18 protein-coding genes and 1 other RNA gene are annotated in these 21,010 nt (G+C 71.1%); 12 read left to right on the forward strand and 7 right to left on the reverse strand.

Annotated elements, in window-relative coordinates; genetic code table 11:
• Positions 1 to 5: 5 nt before the first annotated feature.
• Entirely contained in the window at positions 6 to 1,421 is a 1,416-nt protein-coding gene (gene fumC, locus MFF40_RS06835; RefSeq protein WP_147897132.1) for a class II fumarate hydratase, read from the reverse strand.
• A 122-nt stretch (positions 1,422 to 1,543) separates the two neighbouring features.
• Between fumC and MFF40_RS06840 the strand changes: the two genes are divergently transcribed.
• Positions 1,544 to 2,950: a cytochrome P450 gene (locus MFF40_RS06840; RefSeq protein ID WP_147897133.1), complete on the forward strand. Its 1,407-nt coding sequence runs from the start codon at positions 1,544 to 1,546 to the stop codon at positions 2,948 to 2,950.
• Between the two features lie 35 nt (positions 2,951 to 2,985).
• Here MFF40_RS06840 and MFF40_RS28830 read toward each other — a convergent pair whose 3' ends face one another.
• From MFF40_RS28830 to ssrA, 4 genes are all read right to left on the reverse strand, one after another.
• Entirely contained in the window at positions 2,986 to 3,120 is a 135-nt protein-coding gene (locus MFF40_RS28830) for a hypothetical protein (protein ID WP_279596777.1), read from the reverse strand.
• A gap of 4 nt (positions 3,121 to 3,124) precedes the next feature.
• Positions 3,125 to 3,373 carry a hypothetical protein gene (locus MFF40_RS06845; RefSeq protein WP_238260008.1) on the reverse strand — a complete coding sequence of 83 codons (249 nt, stop codon included), beginning with the start codon at positions 3,371 to 3,373 and terminating at the stop codon, positions 3,125 to 3,127.
• Positions 3,374 to 3,425: 52 nt separating this feature from the next.
• A complete protein-coding gene (locus MFF40_RS06850; RefSeq protein ID WP_147856589.1) occupies positions 3,426 to 4,040 on the reverse strand; it encodes an SspB family protein in 615 nt (204 codons plus the stop codon).
• Positions 4,041 to 4,106: 66 nt separating this feature from the next.
• Positions 4,107 to 4,488, reverse strand: a transfer-messenger RNA (tmRNA) gene (ssrA, locus tag MFF40_RS06855).
• Between ssrA and MFF40_RS06860 the strand changes: the two genes are divergently transcribed.
• The 6 genes from MFF40_RS06860 to MFF40_RS06885 all read left to right on the forward strand — a co-directional run bounded on the left by MFF40_RS06860 (position 4,480) and on the right by MFF40_RS06885 (position 10,812).
• Complete coding sequence (locus MFF40_RS06860; protein WP_238260010.1) at positions 4,480 to 5,325, forward strand: CPBP family intramembrane glutamic endopeptidase; 846 nt, start codon at positions 4,480 to 4,482, stop codon at positions 5,323 to 5,325. The genes ssrA and MFF40_RS06860 overlap by 9 nt on opposite strands.
• Before the next feature lie 110 nt (positions 5,326 to 5,435).
• Positions 5,436 to 6,230 (forward strand): thymidylate synthase, encoded by a 795-nt coding sequence (locus MFF40_RS06865; protein WP_147857356.1) that lies wholly within the window; start codon positions 5,436 to 5,438, stop codon positions 6,228 to 6,230.
• A complete protein-coding gene (locus MFF40_RS06870; protein WP_147857355.1) occupies positions 6,227 to 6,718 on the forward strand; it encodes a dihydrofolate reductase in 492 nt (163 codons plus the stop codon). The genes MFF40_RS06865 and MFF40_RS06870 overlap by 4 nt, the downstream gene beginning before the upstream one ends.
• Positions 6,719 to 7,010: 292 nt before the next feature.
• Entirely contained in the window at positions 7,011 to 8,204 is a 1,194-nt protein-coding gene (hflK, locus tag MFF40_RS06875; RefSeq protein WP_238260012.1) for an FtsH protease activity modulator HflK, read from the forward strand.
• A complete protein-coding gene (gene hflC / locus MFF40_RS06880) occupies positions 8,201 to 9,154 on the forward strand; it encodes a protease modulator HflC (protein WP_147857461.1) in 954 nt (317 codons plus the stop codon). Before hflK ends, hflC begins: the two co-directional genes overlap by 4 nt.
• 107 nt (positions 9,155 to 9,261) lie before the next feature.
• A complete protein-coding gene (locus MFF40_RS06885) occupies positions 9,262 to 10,812 on the forward strand; it encodes a Do family serine endopeptidase (RefSeq protein WP_147857445.1) in 1,551 nt (516 codons plus the stop codon).
• Between the two features lie 308 nt (positions 10,813 to 11,120).
• Here the strand turns inward: MFF40_RS06885 and serB are convergent, their stop codons facing one another.
• On the reverse strand, positions 11,121 to 12,014 hold the full coding sequence (gene serB, locus MFF40_RS06890; protein ID WP_147897136.1) for a phosphoserine phosphatase SerB: 894 nt from the start codon (positions 12,012 to 12,014) through the stop codon (positions 11,121 to 11,123).
• Between the two features lie 26 nt (positions 12,015 to 12,040).
• Between serB and miaA the strand changes: the two genes are divergently transcribed.
• From miaA to MFF40_RS28835, 5 genes are all read left to right on the forward strand, one after another.
• On the forward strand, positions 12,041 to 12,943 hold the full coding sequence (gene miaA, locus MFF40_RS06895) for a tRNA (adenosine(37)-N6)-dimethylallyltransferase MiaA (RefSeq protein WP_147897153.1): 903 nt from the start codon (positions 12,041 to 12,043) through the stop codon (positions 12,941 to 12,943).
• Positions 12,944 to 13,096: 153 nt separating this feature from the next.
• Positions 13,097 to 14,455, forward strand: coding sequence for a hypothetical protein (locus MFF40_RS06900; RefSeq protein ID WP_238260014.1), 1,359 nt, complete (start codon positions 13,097 to 13,099; stop codon positions 14,453 to 14,455).
• Entirely contained in the window at positions 14,452 to 15,981 is a 1,530-nt protein-coding gene (locus MFF40_RS06905) for a hypothetical protein (RefSeq protein WP_238260015.1), read from the forward strand. Before MFF40_RS06900 ends, MFF40_RS06905 begins: the two co-directional genes overlap by 4 nt.
• On the forward strand, positions 15,978 to 16,466 hold the full coding sequence (locus MFF40_RS06910; RefSeq protein ID WP_147897138.1) for a hypothetical protein: 489 nt from the start codon (positions 15,978 to 15,980) through the stop codon (positions 16,464 to 16,466). Before MFF40_RS06905 ends, MFF40_RS06910 begins: the two co-directional genes overlap by 4 nt.
• A 3-nt stretch (positions 16,467 to 16,469) precedes the next feature.
• Positions 16,470 to 20,036, forward strand: coding sequence for a tubulin-like doman-containing protein (locus tag MFF40_RS28835; protein ID WP_283206092.1), 3,567 nt, complete (start codon positions 16,470 to 16,472; stop codon positions 20,034 to 20,036).
• A gap of 12 nt (positions 20,037 to 20,048) precedes the next feature.
• On the opposite strand, the gene MFF40_RS06920 is transcribed toward MFF40_RS28835, so the two are convergent.
• Complete coding sequence (locus MFF40_RS06920; protein WP_147897139.1) at positions 20,049 to 20,981, reverse strand: DUF6925 family protein; 933 nt, start codon at positions 20,979 to 20,981, stop codon at positions 20,049 to 20,051.
• Positions 20,982 to 21,010: the final 29 nt, after the last annotated feature.

The raw sequence follows: 21,010 nt of genomic DNA on the forward strand, positions 1-21,010 counted from the left end.
AAAAATCAATCGGCGCTGGGGGCCAGCATCGTCTCCGGCCGGACCACGCGCTCGAACTCCTCTTCGGTCACGTAGCCCAGGCGCAGCGCCTCCTCCTTGAGGGTGGTGCCGTTCTTGTGGGCGGTCTTGGCGATCTCGGCGGCCTTGTCGTAGCCGATCGAGGGGGCGAGCGCGGTCACCAGCATCAGCGAGCGGCTCATCAGGTCGGCGATCTTGTCCTCGTTGGCCTTGATGCCGACCACGCAATTGTCGGTGAAGCTCACCGCGGCGTCGGCGAGCAGCCGGATCGATTGCAGCACCGCGTTGGCGATCACCGGCTTGAACACGTTCAGCTCGAAATTACCCTGCGAGCCGGCGAAGCTCACCGTGGTGGCGTTGCCGACCACCTGGCAGCAGACCATGGTCAGCGCCTCGCACTGCGTCGGGTTGACCTTACCGGGCATGATGGAGGAGCCCGGCTCGTTCTCGGGCAGCGACAGCTCGCCGAGGCCCGAGCGCGGGCCGGAGCCGAGCAGGCGGATGTCCTGGGCGATCTTGAACAGGCCGGCGGCCAGCGCCGAGAGCGCTCCTTGCGTGAACACCAGAGCGTCGTGGGTCGCGAGCGCCTCGAACTTGTTGTCGGCGCTGGTGAATTGAAGGCCGGTCAGCGCCGCGACCTGGGCGGCGAATTTTTCCGCGAAGTCGGGATGCGCGTTGAGGCCGGTGCCGACCGCGGTGCCGCCCTGGGCGAGCGCCAGCACGCCCGGCAGCGTCGCGGCGACGCGCGAGCCGCCGAGCGCCACCTGGGCGGCGTAGCCCGAGAATTCCTGGCCCAGCGAGACCGGGGTCGCGTCCTGCAGGTGGGTCCGGCCGATCTTGACGATCGATTCGAACGCCTTGGCCTTGGCGTCCAGCGCCGTGTGCAGGTGGGTCAGCGCCGGCATCAGCCGGCCGCTGATCTCCCGGGCGACCGCGATGTGCATGGCGGTCGGGAAGGTGTCGTTGGAGGATTGGCCGCGGTTGACGTGGTCGTTCGGGTGGATCGGCGTCTTGCCGCCACGCTTACCCCCCAGGGCCTCGTTGGCGAGGCTGGCGATGACCTCGTTGGCGTTCATGTTCGACTGCGTGCCCGAGCCGGTCTGCCAGACCACGAGCGGGAACTCGTCGTCGTGTCGGCCGGCCACGACCTCGGCGGCGGCCGCCGCGATGGCGTCGGCGAGCTTGGGCTCCAGCGCGCCGAGATCCTTGTTCACCAGCGCGGCGGCCTGCTTCACCAGGCCCAGGGCGTGGACCAGCGGCGCCGGCATGCGCTCGGTGCCGATCTTGAAGTTCTGGATCGAGCGCTGGGTCTGCGCGCCCCAGTACCGGTGGGCCGGGACCTCGATCGGCCCGAAGGTGTCGGACTCGGTGCGGGTGGCGGTTCCGGTCTCGGTGGGCGACATCGTGGCCTCTACGTTTGGTGCAGTGCGGTGCCTACTTAAATGAGGCGCGGATGAATCGCGATGCCGGTTTTTCCCCGGCGCCGGACAAGCGCGGGGCTCTGTTCCCGCCGGATAGGGAGCCGATGAGCGCGACGATCGACCGAACCGACCGCGATCTGGCCGAGGGCGCGTCCGCGCGATTCCGCCCGCCCGTGCCGCGCCCGCTGCGCGAACCGCTGGGCCTGTTCGAGTTCCTCCGGGCCGCCCGCAAGAACCCGATCACCACCTGGATGGACGTGCACTTCAAGGAGCCGGTCGTGGCCGCCGAGGGCGCGATGGGCCGGATCACCGTGGTCAGCGATCCGTCTTTGATTCGCTACCTGTTGGTCGAGAACGTCGAGGGTTACCGCAAGGACGACCTGCAGCGGCGGGTGCTGGCGCCGGGCCTGGGCAACGGTCTGCTCAGCGCCGAGGGCGACGAGTGGCGGCTCCAGCGCCGGACGCTCGCCCCCATCTTCAACGCCCGCACGGTCCAGGGCTTCTCCGATGCGATGAACGCGGCGGGGGCCAAGCTGGGACGCCGCCTCGCCCGCCGGGGCGGCAAGAAGGTCGACGTGGCGCTGGAGATGACCCGCGTCACCCTCGACGTGCTGGAGCGGACGATCTTCACCCAAGGGCTGCCGGGCGATCCCGACGCCCTGGGCCGCGCGATCACGCGGTTCCTCGAGGCGGTGGGGCCGATCGACCCGCTCGACGTGTTCGGGGTGCCCGACTTCGTGCCGCGCATCGGCCGCCTGCGGGCGCGGCCGGCCGGGCGCTTCTTCGCCGAGGTGGTCGACGAACTGATCGCCCGTCGCAAGGCGGCGATGGCGCAGGGCGATGCGCCGCGCGACCTGCTGACCCTCCTGCTCGCCGCCCAGGACCCCGAGACCGGCAACGGGCTGTCAGACCTCGCCGTGAAGGCGAACATCGTCACCTTCATCGCGGCCGGCCACGAGACCACGGCCAACTCGCTGACTTGGGCACTCTACTGCCTGTCGCAGGATCCGGCCGCGCAGGCGCGGGTCGAGGCCGAGGTCGACGCCGCGGGCGCGGGCGACTTCGCCGTCGAGCAGTTGCCCTACACGCGGGCGGTGATCGAGGAGGCGATGCGCCTGTTCCCGCCGGTGCCGTTCCTCAGCCGGCAGGCGACCCGGGACGACCGGCTCGGCCGGATCAAGATCCCGCGCGGCTCGCTCGTGATGGTGGCGCCCTGGGTGCTCCACCGCCATCTGACCTTGTGGCAGGACCCGGAGGCTTTCATGCCGGAGCGGTTCCTGCCCGAGAACCGCGACGCGATCCCGCGCTTCGCCTACCTGCCCTTCGGGGCCGGCCCGCGGGTCTGCATCGGCCAGAGCTTTTCCATCCAGGAGGCGGTGATCGTGCTGGCCCATGTGGTCCGGGCGGTGCGCTTCCACCTTCCGGCGGACCACCCGCCGGTCAGCCCGCTCCACCGGGTGACGCTGCGGCCGGAGCATGGGTTGCGGATGGAGGCGGAGCTGCGGGGCTAAAGGCGGCAGGCACCAGCTCTCAGCGCGCGCCGGTCTCAATCACCTCGGCGCGCTTCGAGCCGGCGCGTGTTGCGATCGTAGATGCGCGCGGCCACGAAGAGGCCCCCGAGGCCGAGCACCGACATGGCGACGGCGATCATCAGGATCTGAAGGGCATAGCTCTGGGGCATCCAGCTACTCCTCGGCGCGCAGAAACACCCGAAGCGCGATCTGTCCGATCAGATGTAGGATGACGGACGCGAGCAGGAAAGCCCAGCCGTTGTTGGTGAACACATCCGCGGGATGCTGAACCAGCGGACTGATGAACGCCGTTCCGAGCGTGAGGATCGCCGTAGCGTTGAAGAAGGTCGCGATAAGCTTCACGCCTTCGTCGAAGCGTTTCGCGCGATGCTTGCGCTCCGCCGCCGACAGGATCGGCTGCACGACAGTCTCGTCCACCGATGAAGCCCTGGGCCGTTGATTCGGCCCGGAGAGTTCAGTTCTTCTTCCGGAACGCGTCTAGGCTCACCACCTCGGCGCTGCCCTCCTCGCCGTCCTTCTTGGCGGCGGGGCGGGGAGCCTTCTCGTCGGGCTTGTCGCCTTGCGCGGCGGGGGCCGGCAGGCCCTTCGGGGCGGCCGAGCCGATCGTCGCGAGCCCGGACCCCTTGGGCCGGACCTCACTGGGCTCGGAGCCCGCCCCGCGCGGGCCGGCCTTAGCCGGGGCGGCGTTGGCCTCCTCGGGCACTTCGCCGGCCTCGGTGAGGTCGAACTTCAGGCCGAACTGCACGGACGGGTCGAAGAAGCCCGACAGGGCGTCGAACGGCACCAGCAGCCGCTCCGGCACGCCCGAGAAGGACAGGCCGACCTCGAACGTGTGCTCGTGGACGCTGAGGTCCCAGAACTGGTGCTGCAGGACGATGGTCATGTCCTGCGGGTATTTCTCGCGCAGGGCCTGCGACATCCGCACGCCGGGCGCCTCAGTCCGGAACGAGACGTAGAAGTGATGGTCTCCCATCAGCCCGTCCCGGGCGGCATCGGTCAGCACCTTGCGGACGACGCCGCGGAGGGCGTCCTGCACCAGGAGATCGTAGCGAATCAGGTCGTCTGCCATCTGCGGTCGCGCTCTAGCCCGGTCTGCGCCCGGCGCCCCGCCGCGGATGGCCGGACCGAGGAAATGAGTGACGGCTTCTGGTGCCGGGCGCCTTCATGCCCCGCCTCTGCGGCGAGAACCGCGAGGACTTGAGACCGATCTTGGAGACCGCTTACGCGGCCCCCGCCACCGAAGCAAAAGTGTCGTTGGCAACTCTTGCAAAGGCCCGATAACGGCGGAACCATGCCGAACGAAAGATCAACCCTTACGCCGTCGTCGAACCTGCTTCGCCCCCGCCTGAGACCAGTCGAACTCCGTTGGCCTTGCGGCCATCGGTCCTGGGCTCAGGTGGAGGCGCCGGGTACCGCCCCCGGGTCCGATCGGTTTATTGCGAAGATCGTTTATCGCCATAGCCGGCCTCGCGACCGGCTCCCAAGATATAGAGGGGATCGGTCCGGTTTTGAAGCCCGATCGTGTCGCGCCACTGTCTCAGGGCGAACCTCTTGACCAGGCTGTTGCCGGAAGTGCGCAGTCGAGCGTCCCCGCGCCCGTGCTCGACCGGATCTGGGGGGTGATCTGGCGGCTCGCACTGCTGGTCGGCCTCGTGATCGTCTATCTCGGCGCCGCGAGCCTGCTCTCCCTGGTGACCGTCCGGGTCGGGTTCGACCTGTGGGCGGGGATCGATCCGTTCCTGCCGACCGAGCGCCGCCCGTTCCTCGGCGCCGTGGACCTCGCGCACCGCGCCTTCGCGGTCGATGCCCTGCGCCAGATCTACCTCGCCGCCCTGGTGCTGGGCGGGGCCTGGTGGCGCGACCCCGCGGGCTGGCGCCGCCGCCTCGCCCTCGACCGAGAGCGCCCGAACGGGATGCGGCCGGTCGTGCTGCTGGGACTCCTGCTGGTGTGGCCGGTGCTGCACATCGCCTGGGTCACAGGGACCGCCGAATTGTTCGGCGCGAGCTTCGGCCAGCGGGTGAGGCTGTCGCCGTTCATGAGCCAGAGCGCGGTCGCGGCCTGGCTGCTCTATCTCGCGGTGCTGGCGCCCGTGGCCGAGGAGTTGCTGCTGCGCGGGGAGGCCTTCGCCCGCGCCCGGGAGGCCCTGGGGCCGATGGGCGCGGTGCTGGTCACGGCGGTGATCTTCGCGGCGGCGCATGTCTCGTCCTGGGGGCTCGCCCGGCCGGTCTCGCTGCTGCCGCTCGCGCTCGTGCTCGGCTGGCTGCGCTGGCGCACCGGCCGGCTGTGGCCCGGCATCGCGTTGCACGGCTGGTCGAACCTCGCCTTGGTGACATACGTGCTGTGGCCGGGGTAGCGCATCCGCCTGTAAAGGGGACGCTCGTCCCGCATCGAGACTCACACCCCCAATGCTCCTATACGGGGTTGGAACATGCCAGCCGCCATTCTGGTGCTCTGGAGTGCTCGATGGACGCTTATCACGACTTGCTGCGGCGCATCCTCGATGAGGGCGCCGTAAAGGACGACCGCACCGGCACCGGAACGCTCTCGGTGTTCGGCCACCAGATGCGCTTCGACCTGTCCGCGGGCTTTCCGCTGGTCACCACGAAGCGGCTGCACCTGCGTTCGATCATCCACGAGTTGCTCTGGTTCCTGGCCGGCGACACCAACGTGGCCGCCCTGCGGGCCAACGGCGTGACGATCTGGGACGAGTGGGCCGACGAGCACGGCGACCTCGGCCCGGTCTACGGCCGGCAATGGCGCTCCTGGGCCAAGCCCGATGGCGGCAGCGTCGACCAGATCGCTTGGCTGCTCGGCGAGATCCGGCGCAATCCCGATTCCCGCCGCCTGATCGTCTCGGCCTGGAACCCGGCGGACCTCGACCGGATGGCGCTCGCACCCTGCCACTGCTTGTTCCAGTTCTACGTGAGCGACGGCCGCCTATCCTGCCAGCTCTACCAGCGTTCGGCCGACGCCTTCCTGGGCGTGCCGTTCAACATCGCGAGCTACGCGCTCCTGACCCACATGATCGCCCAGGTAACTGGGCTCGCAGTTGGCGACTTCGTCCACACGTTCGGCGACGCGCATCTGTATATGAACCACCTGGAGCAGACACGGACCCTGTTGGACCGGGCGCCGCGCCCGCTGCCGCAGGTGCGCCTCAACCCGGAGGTTCGCGACCTGTTCGCCTTCCGGTACGAGGACATCGCCATCGAGAATTACGACCCGCACCCGGCCATCTCGGCCCCGGTGGCGGTATGAGCACGACCATTTCGCTGGTCGCGGCGCTCGCCCGCAACGGCGTGATCGGCCGCGACAACGGGCTCGCCTGGCACCTGTCCAGCGACCTAAAGCGGTTCAAGGCGCTGACCATGGGCAAGCCGATGCTGATGGGCCGGCGGACCTGGGCCTCGATCGGCCGTCCGCTTCCGGGCCGCCGCACCCTGGTGCTCACCCGGGATCCCAGCTTCCGCGCCGAGGGCGCCGAGGTCGTCCACGACTGGGACGCCGCCGTCGCGGCCGCTTCCGGCCCGGAGCTGATGGTGGTCGGCGGGGCCGAGATCTACGCCCTCGCCCTGCCGCATGCCGACCGGCTCCACTTCACCGAAGTCGAGGCCGAGCCGGAGGGGGACGTGCGCTTCCCCACGTTCGATCGGGTTGCGTTCCGCGAGACCTTCCGCGAGGCACACCCGGCCGGCCCGCGCGACGAGCACGCCTTCGCGTTCGTCGATTGGGCACGCATCCGCTGAGGCGCGCCGCCGCGGTTGTGTTCCGGCCTGTGCGTGCCCACCTGCCAGCCTTGACAGCGTGGGGCGCACACCCGCAGGTGCCTGTCGGGCGTGCGATCTCATGGGGCTCCTGGCCTCTCGAGAAGAGTCGCCCGCGCAGGCGTTTAGCCACCAAACCGACCCACCGGTCCCGCGAACGGGCCGGCGGGCGGGATGAGGTGGGCGAGCGTGGCCGTTCAGGCAGGGAGACGCGGTCCGGGGAGCACGCTCAGCGTGCGGACCGGGTGCGGGCAGGCAGGAGACGACGGCTAGGATGCTTTGGAGCAATCAGAGCGGCGGTGGCGGCGGCGGCCCGTGGGGTCGGCCCGGCGGCAACGGCGGCGGCCCATGGGGTAGCGGCGGCGGCGGCAAGACCCCGCCCAACCTTGAGGACCTGCTCCGGCGCGGGCAGGATCGCCTGCGCGGCCTGATCCCGGGCGGCGGCAACAGCGGCAACGGCTATGGCGGCGGAAGCCCGAGCGGCATCGGCGGCGGCCGCAGCGCCGCGGTGATCGCGGGGCTTGCGGTCGCGGTCTGGCTCGCTACCGGCTTCTACACCGTCTACCCGCGCCAGGTCGGCATCGAGACGATCTTCGGCCGCTACGTCGGCACCAAGGGCGAGGGCCTGCGCTACAACTTCCCCTATCCGATCGGCGGCGTGGTCAAGCCGGATGTCGGCTCGCAGAACTCGATCCAGATCGGTTTCCGCGCCGGGCCCGGGGGCCAGGGCCGCAACCGCGACGTGCCGGACGAGAGCCTGATCCTCACCGGCGACGAGAACATCGTCGACCTCGACTTCGAGGTGCAGTGGCGGATCAACCCGCTCAAGGCCTCCGACTTCGTGTTCAACCTCCAGAACCCCGAAGGCACCATCAAGGCGATCTCCGAGAGCGCGATGCGTGAGGTGATCGGCCGCCGCAACATCCAGGCGATCCTGACCAACGAGCAGTCGAGCATCGCCCAGGAGGTCAAGGAGATGGTCCAGAAGGCGCTGGACGAGTACGGCGCCGGCGTCCGCATCGAGGTGGTGCAGCTCGTCTCGGTGAACCCGCCGCCGGAAGTCCGTCCGGCCTTCATCGACGTGAACGCCGCCCAACAGGACGCCGACACGGCACAGAACGAGGCCAAGACCTACGCCAGCCGCGAAGTGCCGCAGGCGAGGGGCCGGGCGTCGCAGATCTTCCAGCAGGCCGAGGCCTACCGGACGAAGGCGACGGCCGACGCGACCGGCCAGGCCGCGCGCTTCAGTGAGGTCTACGCCTCCTACAAGGCCGCGCCGGCCATCAGCCGCGAGCGGCTCTTCCTGGAGACGATGGAGAAGGTTCTGGGCTCCGTGAACAAGGTGATCATCGACCAGAACGGCGCACAGCCGGGCTCGGGCGCCGCAGCGGGCGTCCTGCCGGTGTTGCCGCTCACCGAGTTCGGGGCCCGCGCCCAGTCCCCGGCCGCCACGGGAGCCGCCCGATGAAACAGGCTCTCCGCACCGGCCTGATCGCCATCGCGGCGATCGTCGCGATCGGGCTCTACGCCTCAATCTTCACCGTCGGCCAGATGCAGCAGGCCCTCGTCCTGCAGTTCGGCCGCGTCCGCGCCGTGCTCAACGCCACCGGCGAAGAGAAGCCCGGCCTCTACTTCAAGGTGCCGTTCGTCGAGAACGTCGTGATCTTCGATAAGCGCGTGCTCGACCTCGACCTGCCGGTGCAGACGGTGCTCACCGCCGACCGGCAGAACCTCGAGGTGGACGCCTTCGCGCGCTACCGCATCCTGGATCCGCTGCGCTTCTACCAGGCGGTGGGCAATATCGGGCTCGCCAACCAGCGCCTCGCCAGCTTCACCAATTCCGGCCTGCGCAACGTGCTCGCCCGCTCGACCCGCGACGCCATCGTCAAGACCGAGCGCGGCCAGTTGATGCACCAGATCCAGGAGGACGTGAACCGGCAGGCCAAGGCGCTCGGCATCGAGATCGTCGACCTGCGCATGACCCGGGTGGACCTTCCGGCGCAGAACTCGGCCGCCGTCTACAAGCGGATGAAGACCGAGCGTGAGCGCGAGGCCGCCGACATCCGCGCCAACGGCGACCAGAGCGCCGCCACAATCCGCGCCAAGGCCGACCGCGAGGTCACCGTGATCCTCGCGGAGGCGACGCAGAAGTCCGAGCAGCTGCGCGGCCAGGGCGACGCCGACAAGAACCGGATCCTCGCCGAGGCGTTCGGCAAGGACCCGGACTTCTTCAGCTTCTACCGCTCGATGCAGGCCTACGAGACCGGGCTGAAGGGCTCCGACACGCGGCTGGTGATCAGCCCCAGCTCGGACTTCTTCCGCTACTTCAGCGACCCTCAGGGTCGGGCGACGGCTTCGGCGCCGCGTACGCCCCGCGGGCCCACGGACCCGACCGCCTCGACGGGCGCGACGCGCTGACCGCTGGCGCCCCGGCGCCGGCGGACTACGATGCAAGAAAATGCGCGGGCTGCCGATCCCGGTCGGCGGCCCGCGAAACCGGAAACGCGTTCTTGAAGAGGTCGACCATGCACCCCGTCGCGAGCGCCCCCCGGGCGCCCTTCGGCCGCGCGCAGGCGCAGCCCCGTTCCCGCACACGCTCGTTCATGGCGGCGATCCTGGTCGGCGCCTCGTTCGCGACCGCGTCCCTGCCGGCCCCGGCCTTCGCCAAGGGTCCGGCCTCGCTGGCCGACCTCGCCGATCAGGTCACCGACGCGGTGGTCAACATCTCCGCCTCCACCACGGTCGATGCGCGCAGCAGCCGCACCATGCCGCAGCTGCCCCCGGGCACGCCCTTCGAGGACCTGTTCGAGGAGTTCTTCAACCGCCGCGGGGGCAAGGGCGGCGACAAGGGCGGCGAGCGGGGCGACAACGATTCGCCGCGCCAGCAGCGCAAGTCGAACTCCCTGGGCTCCGGCTTCATCATCGATACGTCCGGGATCGTGGTGACCAACAACCACGTCATCGGCGACGCCAACGACATCCAGGTGATCCTGCACGACGGCACCAAGCTGAAGGCCGAGATCATCGGCAAGGACTCGAAGATCGACCTGGCTGTGCTGCGGGTGAAGCCCACCGCCGAGCGTCCGCTGAAAGCCGTCCCGTTCGGGAACTCCGACACGATGCGCCCGGGCGACTGGGTGATCGCCATCGGCAACCCGTTCGGCCTCGGCGGCTCGGTCTCGGCCGGCATCGTCTCGGCGCGCGGCCGGAACATCGAGTCCGGCCCCTACGACAACTACATCCAGACCGACGCGGCCATCAACAAGGGCAATTCCGGCGGTCCGCTGTTCAACATGGACGGCGAGGTGATCGGCATCAACACGGCGATCCTGTCGCCCACCGGCGGCTCGGTGGGTATCGGCTTCGCGGTGCCGTCGGATACGGCCAAGCCCGTCATCGACCAGCTGCGCGACTTCGGCGAGGTCCGCCGCGGCTGGCTCGGCGTGCGCATCCAGAACGTCGACGACGCCACAGCGGAGGCGCTGAACCTCAAGGGCGGCGCGCGCGGCGCGCTGGTGGCGGGGGTCGACGAGAAGGGACCGGCCAAGACCGCCGGGATCGATGTCGGCGACGTCATCCTGAAGTTCAACGGCGCCCCGGTGAAGGCCTCGGGTGACCTGCCCCGGATCGTCGCGTCGACGCCCGTGGGCCAGAAGGTCGACGTGGTCGTCGTCCGCAAGGGCGAGGAGCTGACCAAGCCGGTCACGCTCGGCCGGCTCGAGGACACCGACAAGCCGCAGCTCGCCAACCTGCGCCAGCCCGAAGCCGAGAGCGCGACCCGTCAGGCGCTCGGCCTCAACCTCTCCGGCATCACCGACGAGCTGCGCAAGAAGTACTCCATCAAGGACACCGTGAAGGGCGTGGTCGTCACCCGGGTCGACCCGAACTCGACCGCCGCCGACAAGCGGATCCAGCCCGGCGAGGTGATCGTCGAGGTCGGCCAGGAAGCGGTCAACACCCCCGCCGAGGTGTCCAAGCGGGTCGAGGCCCTGAAGAAGGACGGGCGCAAGTCCGTGCTGCTGCTGGTGGCGAGCGCCACAGGCGACGTGCGCTTCGTGGCGATCGGGCTCGAATAAGTCGGTCCCTTATCGAGGGGCCTAGGGCCGCCGCTCCGGACGGATGCGGCGGCCTTTATTTTTGGGACAAGGCCAGGCGGCTCAGGGGGAGCCGCTACGCGGCAGTTTTGCGCTGGGTTCTAGGTCGCTTGCCGCGCTGACGCTGCATGCGCCTGGGAAAGGGCGTGGCGTTTCATGCGGCCCCGCCCCTTTCCCGGACAGGTGAAGCGAAGCGGAACCTGATCCGGGACCCGGTACGAAACGCGCCGCGAAGCGGCTCGACTCTGGGTGCCGTCGTCACGCTCGTCCGGATCCTCATCCACTGAACCTCACGCCACGAACTCGGCCGCAGCGTAGCCCTGCAGATACAGCAGCGCGGTGAGGTCGCCGTGCTCGATCCGGACCCGGGCGGCGGCGGCCACCGCGGGCTTGGCCCGGAAGGCCACGCCGAGGCCGGCTTCCGCCAACATGTCGAGGTCGTTGGCGCCGTCGCCGACCGCCAGGGTCTCGGCGGGGCCGAGCCCGAGGCCGTCGCGCAGCTCGATCAGCGTGGCGCGCTTCTCGGCCTTGCCGACGATCGGGTCTTCCACGGTGCCGGTGAGCCGTCCGTCCGCGACGCCGAGCACGTTGGCCCGGTGCTCCTCGAAACCGATCATCCCGGCAATCGGGCCGGTGAACAGGGTGAAGCCCCCGGAGACGAGGCAGGTCCGGGCGCCATGCGCTCGCATCGTCCGCACCAGCGTCGTCCCGCCCGGGGTGAGGCTGAGATGCTCGGCGATGAGCCCGTCCACCGCCGTGATCGGGATGTCCTTAAGCAGCGCCACGCGCTCGCGCAGCGCCGGCTCGAACGCGATCTCGCCGCGCATCGCCCGCTCGGTGATCGCCGCGACATGATCCTTGAGGCCCAGCGTCCCGGCGAGTTCGTCGATGCATTCCTGCTCGATCATGGTCGAATCCATGTCGGCCAGGAACAGGCGCTTGCGCCGATGCGCATCGACCGGCAACACCGCGAGGTCGATCGGCTCGCCGGAGAGCGCACTCCGCAGCCGCTCCGTGAGGGCACCGGCGTCGGCGGGATCGCCCGGCACCAGGATTTCGGCGGCGACCTCTCCGTGCAGGATCCGCGGCGGGTGCTCCGTCCCGAGCGCGGCGCGCGCCTCGGTCAGCACCGCGTCGGTGATGGACGGCCGAGCCGGGTTTGCTATCAGGACCGCGACCAGCATCGTGGAGGTTCGCCTTGCCAGACCGGATGGAGGCCGGGGGGCGCCCGGCGGCGATCCTCATCGCAGGGCCTACCGCGTCGGGCAAGTCGGCGCTGGCCGCCCGGCTGGCCGAGCGCCACGGCGGCGTCGTGATCAACACCGATTCCATGCAGGTCTACGGCGATCTGCGCCGCCTCACCGCCCGGCCCGACCCCGACGAGGAGGTCCGCGTGCCCCACCGGCTCTACGGCCATGTCGACGGAGCCGTGAACTACTCCGTGGGACAGTTTTCCCGGGACGTGACCGCACTGTTGGCGATGCTCGACGGCTGCCTGCCGGTCTTCGTCGGCGGCACAGGCCTGTATTTCCGGGCCCTGGAACAGGGCTTTTCGGAGTTGCCGCCGGTACCGGAGGCGGTGCGCGCGCAGGTGCGCCGCGAAGCCGAGGGCCGCCCGACCGAGGCGCTGCACGCCGACCTCGCCCGGCACGACCCCGCGGGCGCGCTGCGCCTGCGCCCGAGCGACCGCATGCGGGTGATGCGTGCCCTGGAGATATTCTTGGCCACCGGCCGGCCCATTGCGAGTTTCCATGGCGACCCGGTGCCCGGGCCCTTGGCCGGCCAGAACCTTCAAAGGTTATTCCTGGCTCCCGACCGCACGGTCCTGCGCACCCGCATCGACGCCCGCTTCCGGACGATGATCGCCGAAGGTGCGCTGGATGAGGTGTCCCGCCTGCGCGCCCGCGCGCTCGATCCGATGCTTCCGGTGATGCGCGCGCACGGCGTGCCGGGGCTGATCGCCCATCTCGACGGGGCAATGGATCTCGAGGACGCAATCGCACGCGGCCAGGCCGACACGCGGGCCTACGCCAAACGGCAGGTCACCTGGTTCCGCCACCAGATGGGAACCGGCTGGCGCTGGCTGGACCCGGAGGCGGCGGCCGAGCTGTGACGGATGCGCTGCGCTCACGCCTCCTGAAAGGCTCCGATGTGCGCGCATCGGCTCTCGCGCAGTGAGTCGCGCGCTCCTCTCCCCGTCCGCCCTTCCCATCCCGCGAAAAATCGGGAACGATCCCGTCGCTTTCCCACCCATGGACCGGTGCCTGTGAGCTTGGACGACCCATCGCCGCTCGCCCGCGCCACACCGGAGGGCGTCTGGCCGATCGATCCGGACCCGCGTCTCACGAGCCTCCCCGGCCGCCAAATCTGGCGCTTCGCCGGCGGGCGGCCGGTGGCGGCCGAGGTAGCGGGGGTCGCAATCGCCACCGGGGATGCCCGCATCGCCCATCTCGGCATCCGCCGGGATGCCGAAGGTCGGCCGTTCCCGGGCGCCTTCGCGTACGCCCCCGGCACCGGCGTGGCCCTGGGTCCGCCGGTCCCGGTACCGGCCCCGGAGATCCTCGACGTCGAGGCCGAGAGCGTCACCGAGGTGCCGCTGCCGAGCGGCGTGCCTCTTCTGATCCGGGCCGGGCATCCGGCGGCGCTCTACCTGTTCCAGGAGAATCTGGGCGCGTTCGAGGGCTGGGACGGAAGCAGGTTCGGCGGACTCGGACGGCTGCCCCCGGCTCCCGTAGGGTCGGGCCTGACGGCGAGCCGCCGGGGCATCGCCTATGCCACCGCCGACACGCTGGTCGGCGTGCGGCTGCCGCAGCTCGGGTCCCGCCTGGACCATGCCGAGGTCCGGATGCCGGGGCTGCGCTTCCTGTCGGCCCCGTGCTGGCGGGGCGGGGACATCCTCGCCCTTGGCGCGCGGCACGGACGTCTCGTCCTGTGCCGCGTGGCGGCCGCATCGAACGTCCTCGCCTTGCGCGACCTCGACGCCCCCGCGCCGGATGCGGATTTCGCCGGCCCCTGGATGAACCGGCTCGGCGATTCGTTCTGGACGGGTCCGGATGGCTTCGTGGCCTGCCGGACGCGCGATGACGACACCCGGGTCACACCCTGGCCGGACGGCTTCGCGCCGGTCATCGCTCAGGCCCCGTGGCGCGACCGCGCCGACCTGCACCATCAGCTGGGCATGGTCGCGGGCCGCTACCACGTCGCCGCCCTGGCATCGGATCCCGGACTCCACGGGCTCGACGGGCCGCATCTCGCGGCCGGGCCTTGCACCTATGCCGGCGCGGAGCGGTTCGATGTGACCTGGCAGGCTCCGGAGGAGACGCTCAACCTCGGTACCCATGCCGGCAACCTGCTGGTGCCGCGCTTGGCGATGGCCCGCGACACGATCCTGCTCGCCCTCGACATTCCCGGCCCACGCGGGAGCTTCCTGCGCGGCGAGAGCCTGCCGGCGCCCGTGACCGGGCACGTGCTCCACCACGCCCATGGGGCCGGCCTGCGCCGGCTGCCGGTGGGTCTCGCGGTGTCGCGGATCGGCGACGCGCGGGCGCTGGTGCACGATGGCGTGCTCTACCTGTGGAGCCGGTCGGAATACCGCTGCCACGCCCTGCGGCTGCGCGCTCCATGAGCCGGGCGCTTCTGCGGGCCTTGCTGATGCTCGCCCTCCTGCTCGGTGGGCGGGCGCTCGCCGATGCGCCGGTGCGGCAGGTCTTCCTGGTGCAGGATTCCGGCTGGATGGAGCCGTTCCTGACCGCCGAGGGCTCGCAGTTCCGGCCCCTCGTCGAAGCCCTGGTGGCAGCAGCGGCCCGGGCCCCGGGGGCCGACGTGGCGGTGGCGACCTTCGACCAGGACGGGCAGGTCCCTGGCCGGCCCTCACCGCGGATCCTGTACGAGGGGGCCTACGATTCCGGGCGGGTCCGGGCTGCTGTCGCGGCGATCGACCTGCCGCGCAAGGCCGGCGGCACGGCCTATGCCGATGCCGACTTCAACGGCGCGCTGCTCGGCGCGATCCGCACCGGCCTGCGCGGTCGGGATGGGGTGATCTGGATGATCACCAACAACAAGAACAGCCCGGGCAACAGCGCCGAGGTCGAGCGGAACACCGCCGCCTTTTACGCGGCGCTGCGCGGGTCGGACGCGATCAGCCGGATCGTCGCCTACCCGGTTCGGATGCCCCTGAAGGGTCGCAACTTCTCGGAGGGCGGATTCGTCATCTACGGCATCGGCTACGGCGCGGCCGGCGGCCGGTCGCTCGAGGCCGCCTTGGCCGCACCCGGACTGAAGGCGCTGTTCAGCCATCCGCCGGTGAGCCTGAAGCCGGTGCTGGCCGGCGGCCTGACGCTGCGCTTCGACCGCCTCGACGCCGGCGGGTTGCAGGCCGGGCTGGAGAACGGCGTGCTGGTGGTGCGCGGGGCCGACGCCTCGGCCGGGACGGTCCTGCGGCTCACCGCCCACCTGCGGAACGACCTCTATCCGCAGCGGGTCGCGGCGGCCCGGCTGGCGCTGCGCTGGAGCGAAGTGGGGGACGGGCTGGCGCAGGCGGCGGTCTCGCCCACCGACATCGCCGACCTGGCGCCGCAGGCGGAGAGCGGGCCGCTCGCCGTGGTGCTGACCCTGCCCCCGATCCCGCGTCCGGGCGGCCTCGCCGGGCTGGTGTCCGACGGCCGCACCGTGGACGGCACCCTGACTCTGCGCCTCACGGACTTGCGCCTGGCGCTGGATCCGGCCTTCCTGGAACGGGTGCGGCCGATCTTCGGCAGCGGATTGTTGTCCGGGGACAAGATGGGCGGGCCGGTTGGGGATGCGAGCGCCGTGGAGGGCCGGCTGCCCGGCCTGTTCCGCGACTATCGCGGCGTCTCGGAAGCCTCGGTGAGCCTTCCGGTGCGGATCGAGGCGGCGTTCTCGCCCTGGCCGCTCATCGCTGCCGCCTCCGGCGGGCTGGCGCTCGCCGCCGCCGCCGCCCTCGGGGCGGTGGCCGCCACCCGGACCCGGCCGCACACCGTGACGCTCGGCACTGCCCAGAAGCGGGTGAGCCTCAGGCCGTACCGGGCCCAGACAATCCGCGCCCCCGACGGCAGCCGCTGGCAGGTGCGGGCGGGCCTGTGGGGGCCGGCCCGCGCAACCCGTCTCCAGGAGCCCGGATCCGGCGCATGATGTTTTTGTACAGGGACGGCGCTGGGCCTGCCGGGATCGTCCGCGTCCAGGCGCGAACGGGCCAGGATTTCACCATTCCCGCCCCGCAGAACCCGGCGCCCCAGGCCGATCCGCTCCAGACCGCGCCGCCGCCGGCTCAATCCAGCACCCCGGCGAACCCGTTCAGCGGCCTCGAACGGGGGCCGACCACCACGGAGCTGGCGCTGGGCGCCGCCGCCCTATTGGTGCTGGCGGTGCTGTTCCTGTTCGTCCGACAGGGCGTGCGCGCCCACCTGATCAACCGCCGCGCGACGCTGGACGCCGCCAACGGCGCGAGCTGGATGCTGTTCTCCGCGCTGATGCTCACCGCGTCGATCCTGGTGAGCGCCACGGTCGGCCGGCTTTGGCAGGCCTGGGCGGGGCTGGCGGCCGGGTTCGCGCTCTGCATCGTGCTTTTTTGCGCTGCCCTGGTGCTGTTCCTGCGCGCACCCGACCGGAGGCGCTGAGATATGGCTGACACCCGGCCCGCTGCCGAGACCGAGACACTCCTGAAGGTCCGCCCCACCGTGTTCGTGGCGCTCGGCGGCACCGGCATGGAGGTGCTACTGCGCCTGCGCCGCCGGATCCTCCAGGCCGATTGGAACGGGACGCGGATCAGCGCCCTCGACCAGTTCCCGGCCGCATCCTTCCTGTACTTCGACACCGACACCCTGGAGGCCCGCGAGGCCGGCCGGGCGGCGGCCACCGATGCACTCTCGGCGAAGGTGGCGTTCCGCGAAGGCGAGACCCTGCAGAAGGCGGTCAACCTCGCCCGCTACCAGGCCGAGCGGCGCAGCTACCCGCACATCGATTCCTGGCTTCCCGCCCGGGACCTGTCGCGCATCGACGCCTCGAAGGGCGCCGGCCAGATCCGCGCGATCGCGCGGCTGCTGTTCTTCGACGAGGTGCGCAACTTCACCGACCGGCTCACCGCCAAGGCCGGCGCGGTGCTGGCCAACGTCTCGAACGAGGCGCAGCTGCGCGCGCTGGGCCTCGACACCTCCACGGACCTGCGCGTCGTCGTGGTGGCGTCGGTGGCCGGCGGAACCGGCTCCGGGGCGGTGATCGATGCCGGCTACGCGATCTCCTCGTTGGAGACGCCCAAGCGGCCCGACGCGGTCGACCTCTTCCTGGTCCTGCCCTCGGGCTATGTCGGGGCCAACAAGGACCGGGTCTTCGCCAACGGCGTCGCCACCCTGTCCGAACTCGAATACGCCATGCGCGGCAATCCCGAGCCGCCCTATGTCGAGAGCTGGGGCGACCACGCCCGGGTGGCGCGCGGGGTCGAGCGGCCGTTCAGCGACGTCTACCTGTTCGACACCCAGAACCTCGCCGACCAGCGCACCGGCGCGATCGGCGACCTCTACGACATGATGGCCGACGTGCTGTTCGAGGATTTCGGCAATTCCGAATTCTCAGGCCGCAAGCGCTCGACGGGGGTCAACCAGACGCAGCACAAGATGCGCAAATGGGCGCCGCCGAGCCCGGACCGCGCCGGCCGTGCCGCCCTGTTCTCGCTGAACTACTCGGCGCTCGGCCAAGCGGTGCTCGCCACCCGCGGCAGCCTCGAATTCGAGGAGCACGCCGCCCGGGCGGGCCTCGGCATGGTCGAGGCGTTCTTCGGCGTCGCCCGCAGGCAAGGGGAGCGTCTGGCGGAGCGTCACATCCCCACGGTGGAGGAGCGCGACCGCTTCGCCGCCGACCGGCTCGCCCTGCGCTTCTCCGCCTTCGAGGCGTTTCCGAAGGTGCTCCAACCGGCCCCGCCCGGCATCCCCGAATACGACCTTGTCGGCACCCTGCTGCAGCGGGCGGACGGCTCCTCGATCCAGGAATCGGTGGCGCTGGGCGTCGAGGAGGCGGTGGACGCGATCAAGGCCGAGATCGCCAGCCCCCGGGACTGGGCGCCGAACCTGCGCAAGGCAGCCGAGCGCCTGCGCGACGACATCCTGGGCCGCACCGGCTCGGGCGCCGCCTACGGTCCCCGCGGCGCCGAAGTGCTGGACGTGCGCGCCAAGCTCGAGGCGGCCTGGCTCTCCGACCGGGACGGCGCGCTGCCGGCCGCGCTCTATCGCCTCCTCGACGACCAGGAACGTGGCGGCCTCGACTACGCCCGGGCGCTGATCGAGGGCGTGAAGGACCTGATCGAGGCCGATGGCGGCGCGCTCGCCCGGCTCACCGGCGCCGCAGACACCTACGCCCGCCTCGCCGACGAGATGCTGGCGGAGCACTTCTCCGCGTCGCTCAGCCGGCTCGATCAGGTCCGCCCCGGCCTGATCTTCTCCCATCGCCGCGACGCCGAGCGCTACCTGGAGCAGGCCCGGGAGGATCTGCGCGGCTCCTGCGTCCTGCGCATCCGCTCGGTGGCCGCCCGCGAGGCGGCCGAGCTGCTGCGCCGGGTCTCGGCCAGGCTCGGCACCCGGACCGGGCGCGACCCGGAGACCGGCGCCGCCCGCTACGACGGCCTGCTCGGCGCCCTGAACCAGGGCCACGAGGATGTCGGCCGGCTGATGCGCGAGCTGCGCCTCGACATCGCCGAGATCCGCAATGCCATCGAGCGCCCGTCAGGCGGCACTTTCCTGGTCCTGCCCTCCGGCGACCTGCCGGACAAGATCGCGGTCGCCCCGGCCGAGCAGCTCGCCTGGGCCCGCGAGGCATTCCGCGCCTATGGCGGGTCGCGGGCGATCTTCGCACTGCTGCGCGAGGAGGAGACCCGGGCCGACCTGCTCAACGCCGTCCGCGAGATGGCCCGGCGCCGGCTCGGGCCGCACCGCGCCCGCATCCCGTCGGCGCTGGATGCGCTCCGCGAATTGCCGCCCGCAAAGCAGCGCGAGACCCTGGAACTGATGCTGCTGCGCTGCATGCCCTGGATCTACGCACGGTTCGACGCCTTCAGCCCGGGCGGCGAACAGTTCAAGACGATCCTGGCGGTGGAGGGCTCGCGTGCCTTCCAGGCGGAATTCGGCCCGATCCTGCGGGCGAGCCTGCCGCCGGTGCTGGGCGCCGGAGAGATCGGCTTTCTCGAATCGAGCCAGCGGGGCCGCATCGTCTGCTACTGCGAGCTGTCGGGCGTACCGCTCGATGTGCTCGGTCCCCTACGCCGCGACTGGCGGACCGCCTACGCGCAGGAACTGGACCGCCTCGACGCGATCCCGCTCCACAACCACAAGGACTATCTCCGCTTCCCGGACCCGGTCGCCCCCTCGGCCGAGGAATCGGATGCCCTGCGCGAGACCCTGTCGCTGTTCTTGCGCGCGGTCTGCCTCGGCCTGCTCCAGCGCGCTCCGGAGACCGGGCTGTGGCGCTTCGCGTTCGAGCCGGGGGACTGGCGCAGCGTCGGGTCCGAGCGGACCCTCCGGCGCAAGCTGTTCGACCGTGTCCAGCGCGAGGCGATCGCGGCCCAGGTCGCTGAAGCCGAGGCGGCCCTGTCGCCGGTCCAGACTCTGGCCATGGCGGCCCTGTTCGCCTGGACTGCCAAGCGCGCCTACGCACCGCGGCGCGAGACGGTGAACTTCGACGCCGAGGCCCGGGTCGGCGGTGTCGGCAACGCGGTCGCGGTGTCGCTTGCTCTGCGCTGGCGCCAGGCTGCCATCGAGGCCGGCGGCCTACCGGGGGATCCGGACCGGCTGTCCGACGCGCTGCTCGCCCGGGTGGAGGACTGGACCAAACCGATCCCGGGCAGCCTCGCCGACGTGCCCCCCGAGGAGGCCAACCGCGACCCGGCCGACCCGCCGCTCCTACGGGCCGTGGACAAGCGCGTGATCGAGCCCTCAGCCTTCACCACGGAGGGCCTGATGCGGCTCGCCAACCCGGCCGCGTCCGTCCCGCCGCCACCGCCGCCGGCTGCTCTCTTCCACGTCTACCGGGACACGGTCGAAGGGCCGTTCCCGCTCGCCGAACTCGTCGCACAGGCGCGCGCCGGCACCCTGAGCGCAGCCACCCAGATCCACCCGCAGGGAGGCGCCTGGATCGCCGCCGCCGACCATCCGACACTCGCCCCGCTGCTGGCACCACCGCCTCCGCCGCCGCCAGCGCGCTGAGAGCGTTTTCGGTCAACGAGGGTGGTGGTCGAAGGATTCACACCAGCCACGCATCGCCACAACCTGCGCCCGGGCCGCCCGGATCGCCGAGCGGGCGAAGCGGCTATTCGCCGAAACGGGATCCGGCTCATCGCCGGCCAGCACCGTCCGGCTGAGCGCGGTGAGCGCGGGGTCGCCCCAGGCGTCGAGCAGGCTTCCGAACGCGGCGTGGCGGGCGGCGTCGAAGCCGGACCGACGGCCCGTCGCGTCCTTGGCCGGGTGCGCCGGGTGCAGCGCCGCGCAGGGCACGAGGCCCGCCGGGATCGGAGCGGTGGCCGCATGCGTCCGGCCGAGCCGCAGGAGCTTGGGCAGGATGTGCGTATGCGGACCCGGCGCGCTCGCGCCGCCGACCGGCGGGATCGGCGTGTAGACCTCGATCCGGCCGATGCGCGCCAGGAACACCCGATGCGGGCTTGTCTCGAGCAGGATGGGTCCGACCGGATTGCCGGGCGCGAAGATCGGTCGCCCGCACGCGGCTCTCAGACAGTCGATCAGGCCGGGATCGGCCACCCGCACACAGGCATCCACCGCCCGGAGCCCGAGGCCGAGATCGAACAGGATTGCCCCGCGATCTTGCGCCCGAGAAGCGGCATCGTCCGGCCCGAGTTCGGTCAGCACGGCGCGGCAGCCCATGGCACAGGCTTGGGCAGGCAAGCATAGGGCGACCGCCTGGCTCCAGCCGTCGGTGAAGCCGGTCTCGTAGGCGAACGGCACCAGATCCTGCGTCGCGGCGAGAGCGACCGCGCCCCGCGGCGTCACAAGCCCGATCCGGCCGCCCTCGCGGGACACGACGGGCTCCGCCGGATCCCGGGAGAAGGCCGCCACAGCCCCGTAGGCGCCGAGGCTCCAGGCGCAGGCCGGGTCGGCGAGGTGGTCGCGCAGCAGGGACTCGACCGAGCCCGTCATCGGCTCTCCTTGGACCGCATCATCCTCGA

The organism is Methylobacterium mesophilicum (assembly GCF_022179445.1).
Taxonomy (GTDB): domain Bacteria; phylum Pseudomonadota; class Alphaproteobacteria; order Rhizobiales; family Beijerinckiaceae; genus Methylobacterium; species Methylobacterium mesophilicum.